The organism is Kitasatospora sp. NA04385 (assembly GCF_013364235.1).
GTDB lineage: Bacteria > Actinomycetota > Actinomycetes > Streptomycetales > Streptomycetaceae > Kitasatospora.
Genome location: NZ_CP054919.1, coordinates 546,898 through 560,191 on the forward strand (window position 1 = coordinate 546,898; position 13,294 = coordinate 560,191).

At 74.5% G+C, this 13,294-nt stretch carries 15 protein-coding genes; 8 read left to right on the top strand and 7 right to left on the bottom strand.

Features of this window, described 5'->3' with window-relative positions; translation table 11 throughout:
• Nucleotides 1-4 precede the first annotated feature (4 nt).
• The gene (locus tag HUT16_RS02410; protein ID WP_176184999.1) at nucleotides 5-202 is read right to left on the bottom strand and encodes a hypothetical protein; all 198 of its coding nucleotides are present in this window, start codon (nucleotides 200-202) and stop codon (nucleotides 5-7) included.
• Nucleotides 203-295: 93 nt separating this feature from the next.
• Here HUT16_RS02410 and HUT16_RS02415 point away from each other — a divergent pair, with 93 nt between their 5' ends.
• Nucleotides 296-1,141, top strand: a complete 846-nt coding sequence (locus HUT16_RS02415) for a helix-turn-helix domain-containing protein (protein ID WP_176185001.1) — start codon at nucleotides 296-298, stop codon at nucleotides 1,139-1,141.
• Nucleotides 1,132-1,464, top strand: a complete 333-nt coding sequence (locus HUT16_RS02420; protein ID WP_176185003.1) for a DUF296 domain-containing protein — start codon at nucleotides 1,132-1,134, stop codon at nucleotides 1,462-1,464. The genes HUT16_RS02415 and HUT16_RS02420 overlap by 10 nt, the downstream gene beginning before the upstream one ends.
• 16 nt (nucleotides 1,465-1,480) lie before the next feature.
• On the opposite strand, the gene HUT16_RS02425 is transcribed toward HUT16_RS02420, so the two are convergent.
• A complete protein-coding gene (locus HUT16_RS02425; RefSeq protein ID WP_176185005.1) occupies nucleotides 1,481-1,888 on the bottom strand; it encodes an SsgA family sporulation/cell division regulator in 408 nt (135 codons plus the stop codon).
• Between the two features lie 199 nt (nucleotides 1,889-2,087).
• Between HUT16_RS02425 and HUT16_RS02430 the strand changes: the two genes are divergently transcribed.
• The 3 genes from HUT16_RS02430 to HUT16_RS02440 all read left to right on the top strand — a co-directional run bounded on the left by HUT16_RS02430 (nucleotide 2,088) and on the right by HUT16_RS02440 (nucleotide 5,573).
• Complete coding sequence (locus HUT16_RS02430) at nucleotides 2,088-3,647, top strand: SMI1/KNR4 family protein (RefSeq protein ID WP_176185006.1); 1,560 nt, start codon at nucleotides 2,088-2,090, stop codon at nucleotides 3,645-3,647.
• Nucleotides 3,648-3,855: 208 nt separating this feature from the next.
• Entirely contained in the window at nucleotides 3,856-4,941 is a 1,086-nt protein-coding gene (locus tag HUT16_RS02435; RefSeq protein WP_176185008.1) for an S-(hydroxymethyl)mycothiol dehydrogenase, read from the top strand.
• Complete coding sequence (locus tag HUT16_RS02440; protein WP_176185010.1) at nucleotides 4,941-5,573, top strand: MBL fold metallo-hydrolase; 633 nt, start codon at nucleotides 4,941-4,943, stop codon at nucleotides 5,571-5,573. The genes HUT16_RS02435 and HUT16_RS02440 overlap by 1 nt, the downstream gene beginning before the upstream one ends.
• 6 nt (nucleotides 5,574-5,579) lie before the next feature.
• Here the strand turns inward: HUT16_RS02440 and HUT16_RS02445 are convergent, their stop codons facing one another.
• The 3 genes from HUT16_RS02445 to HUT16_RS02455 are packed head-to-tail and all read right to left on the bottom strand — an operon-like array spanning nucleotide 5,580 to nucleotide 7,649.
• The gene (locus HUT16_RS02445) at nucleotides 5,580-6,188 is read right to left on the bottom strand and encodes an ATP-binding protein (RefSeq protein ID WP_254897600.1); all 609 of its coding nucleotides are present in this window, start codon (nucleotides 6,186-6,188) and stop codon (nucleotides 5,580-5,582) included.
• A gap of 40 nt (nucleotides 6,189-6,228) precedes the next feature.
• Complete coding sequence (locus HUT16_RS02450; protein WP_176185011.1) at nucleotides 6,229-6,435, bottom strand: ferredoxin; 207 nt, start codon at nucleotides 6,433-6,435, stop codon at nucleotides 6,229-6,231.
• Between the two features lie 26 nt (nucleotides 6,436-6,461).
• Nucleotides 6,462-7,649, bottom strand: coding sequence for a cytochrome P450 (locus HUT16_RS02455; RefSeq protein WP_176185013.1), 1,188 nt, complete (start codon nucleotides 7,647-7,649; stop codon nucleotides 6,462-6,464).
• Nucleotides 7,650-8,235: 586 nt separating this feature from the next.
• On the opposite strand from HUT16_RS02455, the gene HUT16_RS02460 reads away from it, so the two are divergent.
• Entirely contained in the window at nucleotides 8,236-8,820 is a 585-nt protein-coding gene (locus tag HUT16_RS02460; RefSeq protein WP_176185015.1) for a TMEM165/GDT1 family protein, read from the top strand.
• Between the two features lie 218 nt (nucleotides 8,821-9,038).
• Here the strand turns inward: HUT16_RS02460 and HUT16_RS02465 are convergent, their stop codons facing one another.
• The gene (locus HUT16_RS02465; protein ID WP_176185017.1) at nucleotides 9,039-9,542 is read right to left on the bottom strand and encodes a MarR family transcriptional regulator; all 504 of its coding nucleotides are present in this window, start codon (nucleotides 9,540-9,542) and stop codon (nucleotides 9,039-9,041) included.
• A gap of 91 nt (nucleotides 9,543-9,633) precedes the next feature.
• Here HUT16_RS02465 and HUT16_RS02470 point away from each other — a divergent pair, with 91 nt between their 5' ends.
• Nucleotides 9,634-10,797, top strand: coding sequence for a PP2C family protein-serine/threonine phosphatase (locus tag HUT16_RS02470; protein WP_176192437.1), 1,164 nt, complete (start codon nucleotides 9,634-9,636; stop codon nucleotides 10,795-10,797).
• A 48-nt stretch (nucleotides 10,798-10,845) separates the two neighbouring features.
• Here HUT16_RS02470 and HUT16_RS02475 read toward each other — a convergent pair whose 3' ends face one another.
• Entirely contained in the window at nucleotides 10,846-11,331 is a 486-nt protein-coding gene (locus tag HUT16_RS02475) for a MarR family winged helix-turn-helix transcriptional regulator (RefSeq protein ID WP_176185019.1), read from the bottom strand.
• A gap of 236 nt (nucleotides 11,332-11,567) precedes the next feature.
• Here HUT16_RS02475 and HUT16_RS02480 point away from each other — a divergent pair, with 236 nt between their 5' ends.
• Nucleotides 11,568-13,247, top strand: coding sequence for a PP2C family protein-serine/threonine phosphatase (locus HUT16_RS02480; RefSeq protein WP_176185021.1), 1,680 nt, complete (start codon nucleotides 11,568-11,570; stop codon nucleotides 13,245-13,247).
• Nucleotides 13,248-13,294 lie beyond the last annotated feature (47 nt).

The window sequence follows — 13,294 nt, forward strand, 5'->3', positions numbered from 1 at the left end:
CTGCTCAGTCATCCTCGTCCGCCCACCGCGCGGCCTCGGAGAAGCTGTAGAAGGCCAGGGGCTTGCCGTCCGCCCCCACGATCGGCCGGATCGAGGAACCGTGTTGTTCCACCACACCCCATGCGTCGAACGGAATGCTGTCGCATGGTGGCGGTACGGCGACGACGCGGTATCGGGGATGGACGTGGACAGCTGGCGACATGCGCTGACCCCCTGAGCGGTTCCGGTTCACACCTACTGGTCTACCGACGCCGTTTCAGCCGCACGGGGGCATGTCGGGGGGCATCCTGAGACGGTGATCGGTGACGTGATCCGCGACCTACGGCTTTCGCGGAAGCTGACTCAGGCGAAACTGGCCGTGCGACTGTGTGAACTGTCGGGCAACCCCGACGGCACTCCCGGCCGCGATCAGGTGAAACGCTGGGAGACGGGGAAGGTGATCCCCGGTGACTACTGGGTCCGGCTGCTGGCCCTGGCACTCGGAACCCCCGAGGCCGACCTTGAGCAGGAAGCCAGGGCCAGCCGAGCAGAGCGCCGCGCCGCCCGGGCCGCCCACGGCGTTGCCGTCTCCGGTCCGCGCAAGGCGGAGTTGCTGGACATGCTTGCTGCGGTGGCAGGGGGCGACGAGTCGTACCTGTCCCGGAACATCGGTCCGTACGATCTCTCGGTCGCCTTGGCGAACCTCGCCGACGGGGACCAGGGGACCAAACGCCGTCTGGTTCGCTGGCTGGAAGGCGGATCCACCTCCCTGCTACGCGGCAATGCGCAGGGCACTCTGTTCAAGACCCACCATCCCGATCTGATCGAGCGGGCCGAGCGGTCCATGCGACACGATGCGGAGACCCGTCGACGCTGCATGCGCTGCTTCACCCGGCGGACCTTCGGGCTCTCCTGGCCCGATGCCTCGCGCTACACGGCGGTGGCGGCTCCGCCCGCCGAGCTCCGCGCTCTCGGCCAACTGCTGCACGACCCCCACGACGTTTCGAATCGCTGGTGCGCAGCGGTCTTCCTGGGAGAGGCTGTCGAGGGCGGCTCAACTGCCGCAAGAGCCCTTCTGGCCGGGGCTCTTCGTACGGAGCCCAGCAGGGAGACCTTGCGGGCGATCGGCTTGGGACTGAACGGAGAGCGACCGTGGAACTGATCATCCTCGGGGACAAGGGCGACGCGATGGCGGCGCTGGCGGAAATCGTCAAGGAACGGGGCATCACGAACGCGGCGGTGGTCTCGTGCGTCGGCGCGGCACGGTCGTTCACGGTCTCCACCATGAAGGCCGACAACCCCCGGGAAGCGGTGCACACCTCCGGCCGTCTCGCGGAGGTGGCCGGAAACGGTGAGATCCGCGACGGCGTTCCCAACATTCATGTGACGTGCGGCCTGGAAGGCGGTCAGGCTGTGGCGGGACACCTGGAGACGGCGGAGGTCGGCGGCCCGTACAGCCTGCACGTGTACCTTCAGCAACTCTGAAGCCTCCCGGGGAGCTTCAGGAGGCTTCCAGCACCTGGGCGACCAGCCCGTCCACGTCCAGGTGCTCGTGCTCGCGGCCGACCGGGACGAGGGCGTAGCACTCCAGCAGGAAGCCGGTGACGATCTCGGCCGGGATGCTGACCACTGCCGCCCCGGTGCCGCCGTGCAGGGTGACCAGTACGTCGCCGGCGGTGCCGGGGCGGATGGTGACGTCGCCGTGTCCGGCGGGGGCGAGGCGGCCCTCGTTGAGCAGGTCGCGGCCGAAGACCCACTCCACGGCCTCGATCCGGCCGACCGGCGGGAACAGCAGCCGCACGGCGTACGGCAGTGAGGAGTCGAAGTGCAGCCCGGCCTCCACCGCCAGATCGGGGTGCGGGCTGAGCGGCAGCGTGACGGTGGTGGACCAGCAGGTGGCGACGGCCATGCGGGGAGGCTTCCTTCCGGGCGGCGGCGGGCGGTGCCGAAAGCTGACGGCAGGACCCCGATTACCCGCCCGGCCCGCAGATCCGCACATCGACGCAGAACCTTCACCGATGCCCTGCGCCCACCACACGAACGGCCGAACCGGTTGACGGTGGCATGTGCTGGAGTGGGGCCCTCGATCATGACGGAGGAGGACCGGAGTGGGCACGAACCGGGTGCGGTGGCGGGAGTTCCTGGAGCTGTGGAGCACCGAGTGGATCACGGCCCGGCAGGCCGACCCCTCGGAGCCCCCGCTCGACCCGGAGGTGCTCCGGGACGGCTGGCTCGGCTTCTCCCCCGCCAGCGAGACCGAGGTCGCCGCCGCCGAGGCCCGCCTCGGCCGCCCGCTGCCGCCCTCGCTGCGCGAGTTCCTGCTGGTCACGGACGGCTGGCGGGACGCCGGGCCGTTCATCCAGCGCGTGGCCGGCGCCGCCGAGCTGGACTGGCTGCGGGACACCCCGGAGCGCCACTGGATCGACATCTGGGCGGAGCTGGCCGGTCTGACCGGCGACGACCGGGCCGAGGACGACGAGGACGGGGACGGGGACGGCGACGAGGACGGGGAAGGGGAAGGGGAGTACGACGAGGTGGCGGCCGCCGAGGCCCGCATCCTGGCCCGTTCGCTGCGGCTGTCCCTGGCCGGCGACTGCGCGGTGCTGCTGCTCGACCCGGAGGACGTGGACGCGGACGGCGAGTGGGCGGGCTACTGGCTGGCCTCCTGGTCGGGCGAGGGCCCGCAGCGCCACGCGTCCTTCGCCGAGCTGATCCGCGACCAGTGGCGCACCGTGCACGCGCTCGACCGGCCCGCCGGGCCGACCCGGGACCACTGGGACGCCGAGGTGGAGCGCGGCCGCCGGGCGGCGCTCGCGGGCGAACTCGACCTCGCGCTGGACCTGCTCGGGCAGGCCGAGACGTTCGGTCGGCCGCGGGCCCGACTGCTGCTGCTGCAGTTGCGGCTGCTGCTGGACGGCTGGCGGACCGGGAAGAACCGCGTCCCGTGGAACCACCGGGACGCGGAGCCGCTCCTGGCCGAACCCCTGCTGACCGAGGGCTTCCTGCCGCTGCTGGTCCGGCTGGTCCGGGAGGCGGACGGGCACGAGCCGTACACCCTGGACAGGATCCGCGCGAACGGCCCGCAGGCCCTGCGCACGGCGCTCGCCGAGTACGAGGCGATGACCGGGCCCGGTTTCCGGTTCCGCTACGGGCCGCCGGAGTTCGACGCGGCCGTGCACGCGGTGGTCGACGGGCTCGTCGCCCACCTGAGGGCCCAGCGGGCGGCCGTCGAGCAGCAGGAGGCCGCGGAGCGGGCGGCCCGGCCGAGCGGGGAGCTGCGTCTCGTGCTGACGACCACGGATGTGGTCCGGCCGTCCGACCCCGCCCGCCCCGGCGGCCAGCAGTGGGAGGAGTTCGCGGCGACGCCCGTCGGGCGGACCCCTGCCGGAGTGCTGGCGGCCCGGCTGGCCGGGGCGCCGCACTCCGAGGTGCCGACCGGCTACGAACCCGTGCCGCCGCACTCCGCCGCCCGCCCCGGACGGCCCTGGACGGAGATCGCCCCGGAGGTCGCCGAACGGGCCTGGTCCGAGCTGCTGGCGGCGCTGCCGCTGTGGCGCCCGGCGAGCCCGGACCACCTGGCCCCGGTGTCGCTGCTGGCCGATCCGCTGCTCGACGGGCTGATCACCCCGGAGCGGGCCCGCGCGCTGCTGTCCCTGCCGCGCGGCTGACCGGCGCCACCCCACCGACCCCGGACGCCGCGCCGCGGTCCCCGGCCCGCCGCGGTCCCCGGCCCGCCGCGGTCCCCGGCCCGCCGGGGGCCTCGCGCGTGCCGCGGGTCCGAACGGGGGACTTCGCTGCTGAAAGCGCGTAAGTTCGCTGCTGGGCGGCGTCCAGTGCCGGGCGTCGCCGTTGACCGAGTGAGGACGGGTACCGAAGATGGCTCAGGTTGTCCGGGGTGTGATCGCGCGTGCGAAGGGGGCGCCGGTGGAGGTGGTGCCCGTCGTGGTGCCGGATCCGGGGCCGGGTGAGGCGGTGGTGCGGGTGCAGGCGTGCGGGGTGTGCCACACGGACCTGCACTACCGGGAGGGCGGGATCAACGACGAGTTCCCGTTCCTGCTGGGGCACGAGGCGGCGGGCGTGGTGGAGTCGGTCGGCGAGGGCGTCGAAGACCTCTCGCCCGGCGACTACGTGATCCTCAACTGGCGTGCGGTGTGCGGGCGTTGTCGGGCCTGCAAGCGCGGTCGGCCGTGGTACTGCTTCGCCACCCACAACGCGAAGCAGAAGATGACGCTGGAGGACGGCACCGAGCTGTCCCCGGCGCTGGGCATCGGCGCCTTCGCGGAGAAGACGCTGGTCGCGGCCGGCCAGTGCACCAAGGTCGACCCGGCGGCGTCCCCGGCGGCGGCCGGTCTGCTGGGCTGCGGGGTGATGGCGGGCCTGGGCGCGGCGATCAACACCGGCCAGGTGGGCCGGGGCGACAGCGTCGCGGTGATCGGCTGCGGCGGCGTGGGCAACGCGGCGGTGGTGGGCTCCCGGCTGGCCGGGGCGGGCACGATCATCGCGGTGGACGTGGACGACCGCAAGCTGGCCACGGCGCAGCGCCTGGGCGCCACCCACACCGTCAACTCCCGCGCGGTGGACGCGGTGGAGACGATCCGCAGCCTGACCGGCGGCAACGGCGCCGACGTGGTGATCGAGGCGGTGGGCCGTCCGGAGACCTACCGGCAGGCGTTCTACGCCCGCGACCTGGCGGGCACGGTGGTGCTGGTGGGCGTGCCGACCCCGGAGATGAAGCTGGAGCTGCCGCTGCTGGACGTGTTCGGGCGCGGCGGCGCGCTGAAGTCGTCCTGGTACGGGGACTGCCTGCCGGAGCGGGACTTCCCGATGCTGATCGACCTCTACCTCCAGGGTCGGCTGGACCTGGACGCGTTCGTCAGCGAGACGGTCCCGCTGGACGGCGTGGAGGAGGCGTTCGCCCGGATGCAGCGCGGCGAGGTGCTGCGCTCGGTGGTGGTGTTCTGATGGCGGCGCGGATCGAACAGCTGGTCACCTCGGGCGAGTTCAGCCTGGACGGCGGCACCTGGCAGGTCGACAACAACGTGTGGATCGTGGGTGACGACGCCGAGGCGGTCGTGATCGACGCGGCGCACGACGCGGCGGCGATCCACGCGGCGCTGGGCGGGCGGCGGCTGCTCGCGGTGGTCTCCACCCACGCGCACAACGACCACGTGGACGCGGCGCCCGCGCTGGCGGCGCTGAACGGCGGCGCGCCGGTGCTGCTGCACCCCTCGGACCAGGTGCTGTGGCGGCAGACCCACCCGGACCGCGAGCCGGACGCCCCGCTGGCGGACGGTCAGGAGCTGTCGGTCGCGGGCACGGTGCTGACGGTGCTGCACACGCCGGGCCACAGCCCGGGCGCGGTCAGCCTGTACGCCCCGGAGCTGGGCACCGTCTTCACCGGCGACACCCTGTTCGCGGGCGGCCCGGGCGCCACCGGCCGGTCGTTCTCGGACTTCCCGACCATCGTCGCCTCGATCCGGGAGCGCCTGCTGACGCTGCCGCCGGAGACGGTGGTGCGCACCGGGCACGGCGACTCGACCACCGTCGGCGCGGAGGCCCCGCACCTGGAGGAATGGATCGCCCGGGGCCACTGACCCCCGTCACTGCCCGGCGTCGAACCGGACGCCGGCCAGCCGTTCCCGGGAGGCCGCGTCGGCCAGCAGCACCGACCGGGCGCCGGGGAAGGCCGCCCGTCCGGACCGTTCGACGGCGGCCAGCAGCCGGGCGGTCCCCCGCACGTGCAGCCGGAAGGTGCGCGGCGCGGCGGTGCGGGCCCGGGCGTGCTGCCCGGCCAGGGCCTCGGCGGGGCGGACGGCGAGCAGCACCACGTGCAGTTCGCGTCCGCTGCGCCGGGCCCAGTGGGCGAGGGCCCGGCGCATCCACCAGCGGCTGCCGCAGTCGTGCACCAGCAGCGGCCCGGGCCGGTGGAACGCGGCGCGGGTGCGCAGCAGGTGCAGGAGCCGCACGGCGGGCCGGTAGACGGGGTACGGCAGGGCGGCGGGCATCCTCGCCTGGCAGGCGAGCCGGGTGGTGCGGGGGTCGATCAGCGTGGCGGGGGCGTCCCAGCGACGCAGCAGGGTGGACTTGCCGCTGCCCGGCAGTCCGCCGACGACGACCACCGCGCGCGGCCCGTAGCGGAGGGTCAGCGGGCCGCCGGGCCGGCCGCGCAGGTCGGCGGTCTCGCGCGGGACGAACCCGGTGGCCTGCACGTGCTTCTCCCCCGCGTCCGTCCGCTGCCGGTTCGGCAGCCTACCGGGGTGCTCCCTCCTCCAGCCGGATCGCCCCTCCCGGGCAGGCGGCGACGGCGTCGGCGACCTCCCGGACGAGGGCGGCGGGCGGGCGGGCGTCGAGCAGGACGACGGTGCCGTCCTCGTCGCGCTGGTCGAACACCTCGGGGGCGGCGAGGACGCACTGTCCGGCGCCGCAGCACCGGTCGGGGTCGACGTGGACGATCACGGCGGTTCCTTTCCTGGGGCGGGTGGTCACCAGGCGACGGGCAGGGTCTCGACGCCGTAGACGGTCATCTCGTGGCGGAAGCGGATCTCCTCGAACGGCACGGCCAGCCGCAGGCCGGGCAGGCGGCGCAGCAGGGTGTCGAGGGCGATCTCCAGTTCCAGCCGGGCCAGCGGCTGGCCGAGGCACTGGTGGACGCCGAAGCCGAAGGCGAGGTGGCGGCGGGTGTCGCGGGCGAGGTCGAGCGCGTCGCCGTCGGGGTAGCGCCGCTCGTCGCGGTTGGCGGTGTTGACCTGGCAGATCACGCCTTCGCCGGCCCGGATCAGGACGCCGCCGATCTCGGCGTCCTCGATCGCGACCCGGGTGACGCCGCTCTGCACGATGCTGAGCCAGCGCAGCAGTTCCTCGACGGCGGCGGGCGTGCCGCCGGGGTCGGCGCGCAGCCGGGCGAGCTGGTCGGGGTGGCGGAGCAGGGCGAGGACGGAGAGCGCGGTCATGTTGGCGGTGGTCTCGTGGCCGGCGATCAGCAGCAGGCGGCCCATGGCGCCGATCTCCTCGGTGGGGAGTTCGCCGCGGGCGGCCAGCCGGCTGAGGATGCCGTCGTCGGGGTGGGTGCGCTTGTGGTCGGTGAGCGCGTCGAGGTACTCGGTGAGTTCCTGCTGGGCGGCGGCGACCTCCTCGATCGGGCTGTCGCGGCTGAGCAGGGTGCGGCTGCAGCGCTGGAAGAACGCGTGGTCCTCGTAGGGGACGCCGAGCAGCAGGCAGATCACCAGGGAGGGCAGCGGGAGGGCGAACTCGGCGACCAGGTCGGCTTCGGTGCGGCCGGCGGTCATCCGCTCGAACAGCTCGTCGGCGACCTGCTGGACGGCGGGGCGCAGGGCGGCGGTCTTCCGGATGGTGAAGTCGCCGGTGAGCATCCGGCGCAGTCGGCCGTGCTCGGGGTCGTCCATCCGGATGAAGGAGGTCTTGCCGGCGCCGATGTGGCGGGCGGCGGCGCTGAGGAAGGGGAAGCCGGGGCGGGCGGCGTCGGCGCTGAACCGGGGGTCGGCGAGCAGGTCGCGGGCGTCCTGGTGCCGGGTGACCAGCCAGCAGGGGGTGCCGTCCCAGAGGGCGACCTTGCTGACGGGCGCGTCCTGCGCGGCCTGCTGGTAGGCGGGCGGCGGGGCGAACGGGCAGGTGCCGCGCGGGGCGGGGTGGGTGGTGGTGGCAGTGGCCATGCTGGGTTCCCTTCCCGGGCCCCGGCCGGCGCGCGGGCCCGGGGTCGGGGTGCGGCGGGACGGGCCCGGCAATTGAGTGCCTCGGGCAACTAACTCACCGTCACGCTAACTCGCGGTCCGTGTCCAGGAGAAGGACGCCGGGCCGCCGGGCCGCATTCTGTCCGGATCCCGGCCCGCCCCGCGGGCCCCCGCACCGCCCGCCACCAGGCGCGTCCGTGCCGCGACCGGCCGCCGCCGCCCGCCCGCACGGTCGAGAACGGGCCACGGCCCGCCCCCGGCCCTCCGCCCCCGCCCCGCACGGGCCCGGGGCCGGGGCGGTTCCGTCCCCGGTCCGGCGATGTCCTAGACTGGCCGGAGCGAAGGGGAGTAGTCCCGAAACACCACCGGTCGACACACTGGACGGCTCGCCCGTCCCGGCCCGTGGGTCGCGGCAGGCGCTGCCGCGACGGACGAGACCTTCGGCCCCGTGCATGACCCTGCCGCACCCACCGTGCGGGAGGTCTCGTCGTGCCGGGCCGAGAGGTTCGCCCGTCGCCCGCCCGGTGCCGTTCGAGTCCACGGCCCGGCCCCTGCAGAAAGCACTCCGATGTCCTTCGACCCCCTGGCGATGCTCACCGCCTTCGGGCTGATCTTCCTCGCCGAACTCCCCGACAAGACGATGTTCGCCTCGCTGGCCATGGGCACCCGCATGCGCCCGCTGTACGTGTGGTTCGGCACCTCGGCGGCGTTCATCGTGCACGTCGCCATCGCGGTCGGCGCGGGCAGCCTGCTGAGCCTGCTGCCCGGCACGGCCGTCAAGCTGGTCTCCGCCGCGCTGTTCGGCTTCGGCGCGTTCGTGCTGCTGCGCTCGGGCGGCGACGAGGACGACGAGGAGGGCGGCGCCAGGACCGTCACCGGCTTCTGGCCGGTGTGGGGCACCGCGTTCATGACGGTGTTCATCGGCGAGTGGGGCGACCTGACCCAGATCACCACCGCCAACCTCGCCGCCACCAACGGCTGGCTGCCCACCGCGATCGGCTCCGCCGCCGCCCTGATGTCGGTCTCCGCGCTGGCCCTGCTGGTCGGCCGCTTCATCGCCAAGCGCGTCCCGCTGCGCACCGTGCAGCGCGTCGGCGGCCTGTGCATGGCCGTGCTGGCCGCCTGGACGCTGGTCGAGGCGTTCACCGGCTGACTCTCCGGCCGGCCACCGGACGACGCTCCGGCCCGACCCGCCGTCGGCTTCCGGCCGACGGCGGGTCCCCACAACATTTGCCGTTTGACAACAATGGCCCACCGGCAACAATCTTGCGTCTGAGTCAGGCGCGCACAGCAACCTCCCAGGGAAGGCTCCCCGGGGGGCTTCCTCGCTGCCCGCCGTTGTGATCCGGGCAGGAGGCCACGGTGGGTGTGCTAGGCCGACCGCGACGCCGCGGGCGTCTCGGCGACGCCGAGGGCGGGCGGACGGACGGTGCCCGCCAGCGCGGCCTGGAAGGACTCCAGGCCGCGCACCAGGGCCTTGCGGTCGGCCGCCGACATCCCGCCCAGGGCCGCCTCGATCTGCCGCTCGCGCCGGGAGCGCAGCTCGGCGAGGAAGGCCAGGCCCCTTCCGCTGAGCCGCAGTTCCAGCTCGCGCCGGCTGGTGGTGCTGGGCGCGCGGTCCAGGAACCCGACCGCCTCCAGCCGGTCGCACAACCGGCTCGCCGAGGACGGCGTGGAATCGAGCGCCTCGGTCAGCGTGCGCAGGTTGATCCCGTCGTGCCGCTCCAGCACGTACATGACGCGCAGTTGTGACGCCGACAGGGGGGCGGTGGCCAGGTCGCGTCCCCCGCCCCAGAGGATCTCCAGGAGTTCCATCACCGAGGACGCCGTTTGCGCGGCGTCGTCTGGACCCGGGAAGGCGGAGAAGGGGCTCATGCCCCCATCTTGGCACCACCGGTCACCCCCGGGCAGCCGTCGGACGGCCGCTCGCACCCTTCTCTACGAAATGACCGACGTGACGAACCTGATGGCAGTCGAGCGTGCCCTGCGCTCCGCTGCACCCCACGCCCTCCTCGACGCCCTGCGCGACTGCCTGGCCCGGTGCTACGCGGCCTCCGCGGTGGAACTGCTGATGGCCGACTACAGCCTGAGCGTCCTGCAGCCGGTGTCGGCGCCGCGCAGCGCCGGGGCGGCGGTCCCCGCGCACGGGAACCCGGCCGGGCGGGCCTTCGGCTCCCAGGAACTGTTCGCGCAGGAGGACGGGCGGGACGGCGCGGTGGTCGCGTACGTGCCGGTCACGGTCCGGGGCGACCGGCTCGGCGTCCTGACCGTCCGGCTGCCCGCGGACGGCCTCGGCGAGGCGGTGGCCGAGGAGCTGGGCGAGATCGCCGAGATGCTGGCGCGCGAGATCACGGTCGCCGAGCGGGACACCGACCTCTACCTGCAGGCCCGCCGCCGCAACCGGCTCACGCTGGCCGCCGAGATGCAGTGGCAGCTGCTCCCCGCCCAGGCGTGCCGACACGCCGAGTACGCGATCGGCGCCCAGCTGGAACCGGCGTACGCGATCCACGGCGACAACTTCGACTGGTCGGCGAACGGCGACCGCCTGGTGCTGACCGTCTCCAACGGGATGGGCGAGGGCATCGAGGCGGCGCTGCTGACCAACCTGGCCGTCAACGCGCTGCGCAACGCCCGCCGGGCGGGCATCAGCATCGCCGACCAGGCCGCCCTGGCCGACCAGGCGGTCTACGCCCAGTACCGGGGCCGGGCGTTCCTCTCCGTCCTGCTGCTGGACTTCTCGCTGGACACCGGCCGGGTCCGGGTGGTGGACGCGGGCTCCCCGCAGATGCTGCGGCTGCGCGCGGGGACGGTCGAGCGGATCCCGTTCGACGCCCAGCTCCCGCTCGGCATGGCGGACGAGACGCCGTACGGCGAGCAGGAGTTCGAGGTGCGGTCGGGCGACCGGCTGATCATCGTCAGCGACGGCGTGTCCGAGGTCGCCTCGGCCGCCGGGGAGCTGTACGGCGAACGGGCGCTGACCCGGGCCATCCACGCCACCCGGCTGCTGCCCGCGGCCGAGGTGCCCCGCGCGGTGCTGGCCGAACTCGCCGGCCACCGGGCCGCCGACCCCGACGACGACGCCCTGGTGGTCTGCGTCGACTGGTACGGCCGCCCGGGGAAGGACGCCTGACGCACCGCCCGATGACGGTGCGTCAGGCCGGGGCCGACCGGCGCGCGGTCAAGGGGGGCACCGGGGGTCCGGGTCCGCGACGGTCTGCTCCGGCGCGGCCGCCGGCAGCCCCCTGACCAGCGCGCAGAGCTGCTCCAGCGCCTCGTGGAGGACCTGCCGGTCGGAGACGGCGGCGGCGGACAGCGCCTGCCGCAGCAGTTCGCGGCGGCAGCGCCGGGTCTCCTCCAGCAGGCGGCTGCCGAGCGCGGTGAGCGACACGGCGACCCTCCGCCCGGACTGCACCCGGGCCACCAGCCCCCGGTGCTCCAGCCGGTCGTAGAGCCGGGTCGTCGACGACGGACTGAGGCCGAGCCTGGCGGCCAGTGCGGTGGGGTTGCCGCCGCCGCCCTCCAGCACCAGCAGGGCCCGCATCTGCTGGTCGGAGACGGCGGCGGCGACTTCTTCGTGCGCGCGTCGCCACAGTTCGATCATGGCTTCGGCGACGTGTTCGGCGGCGCGGATCGCGTCCTCCGCGCTGCTTTCCTGCCCGGACATGGTGCTCTCCTCCACAGGTCTCGCTGCCCCGCGCGTACCCGAACGTCCGGGGCGCATGTGAGGAACCGGCGGATCCGGGTGGAGAAGCCCGTTTGGGTCCGCGGTCGGCGGCTATACTTGTCGCGAGACAAATGTTGTTGGACAGCACACGTCGGCCGCCGCGTCCGGTCGACGGAGGGGAGTTCCCGGCGGCACCGCCGCCTCGACACCGCCGCTCCCCTGCTGACTGGGTACCCATGACCGCGCCCTCGTTCGTCCAGACGATCACCTCCCCGGCCGAGGCGGCCCGCGCCCGGTCCACGGTGCACCAACTGGCCCGCTGGGCGGGCCTGCGCCCGCTCGAACGGGTCAGGCTGACCTCCTCGCTCACCGCCCAGCTGCGGCACCTCGCCACCGACCGCCGCCCCGCCCGGCTGGACGTGCGCGGCACCGGCTCGCCGCCCCGACTGCACCTGGCCCTCTACCCGCAGCTCGCCCCGGACACCCCCCTCTGGGAGACCACCCTCGCCCTGGGCCCGCCGGACGGCGGCCTGCACCCGGCATGGCACGGCGCCGCGCACGACGCCGCCGACCCGACGGCCGAGCTGGTCGACGCCCTCTTCGACGGGGACGCCGACGCCTCCGCCGTCCTCGACCTGCTGGAGTGGCACAGCCGGGAGCTGGAGGAGACCAACCGGGGCGTGGTGGCGCTGCACGCGGAACTCGCCGAGGCGGACCGCGCCCAGCGGCTCCTGCTCGCCTCCGAACAGGCCGCGCGCCGACACGCCGAGCACATGCGCGGCCGCCTCACCTTCCTGGCCGGCGGCGGCGCACTGCTCAGCGCCTCGCTCGACCAGACCGAGATCCTGCGCCACCTGGACGACCTGCTGGTCCCCGCGCAGGCGGAACGGGTGGACGTCTGGCTGACCGACCACGCCGACCGGCTGGTGGCCCCCGGCCCGGCCCGCGACCGGCCCGCGCCCGACGGGGACCACCCGGTCGCCCTGGCCTTCCGCACCGGCCGCCCGCAGCAGAGCGGCGCCGCCACCGGCACCCCGGCCCGGCTCGCCCTCCCGCTCACCACCCGCAACAGCGTCCGGGGCGTCCTGGCCCTCGCCCGCACCGCGGACTTCACCCCGGACGACGTCGCCACCCTGGCCGAACTCGCCGGCCGCGCCGCCGTCGCCCTCGACAACGCCCAGCGCTACGAGCACGAGCGCCGCACCGCCGAGACGCTCCAGCGCGCCATGCTCACCGACCTGCCGGACCGCTCCGACGTCCGCCTCGCGGCCCGCTACCTCCCGGCCACCCGGGGCATGAACGTCGGCGGCGACTGGTACGACGCCTTCACCCGCCCCGACGGCTCGCTGATCACCGTGGTGGGCGACGTCACCGGCCACGGCCTGCGGGCCGCCGTGATGATGGGTCAGCTCCGGCACGCCCTGCGCGCCTACGCCATGCGCCAGGACTCGCCCGGCGCGCTGCTCACCCTGCTGCACGACTTCCTCCGCCACACCGAGCCCGGCCTGTGCGCCACCGCCGTCATCGCCCACCACCGCCCCGGCAGCCCCGAAGTCACCTGGGCCACCGCCGGTCACCTCCCCCCGCTGCTGCGCGACGCCGACGGCCGGACCGGGCAGCTGCGCCAGCGCGGCGGGGCGATGCTCGGCCTCCCGATGGACCAGACCGTCCGCGACCACCGGCTCACCCTCGCCCCGGGCGCCGCGCTACTGCTCTACACGGACGGCCTGGTCGAACGCCGGGGCGAGGACGTCCTGCTCGGCGTCGACCGGCTCGCCGGGGTCCTGGGCTCCTCCGAGCCGCTGCGCACCGCCGACACCAAGGCGGCGGCCGAGGACGTCCTGAACCGGATGCTGCCCGACTGCTCCCGGGAGGACGACATCTGCTTCCTGCTCATCCAGGCCCCGCCCGACTGACACCGCCCCGCCCGGCCGCGGCCGTTCCTGCCGGTCGGCAACGGGCG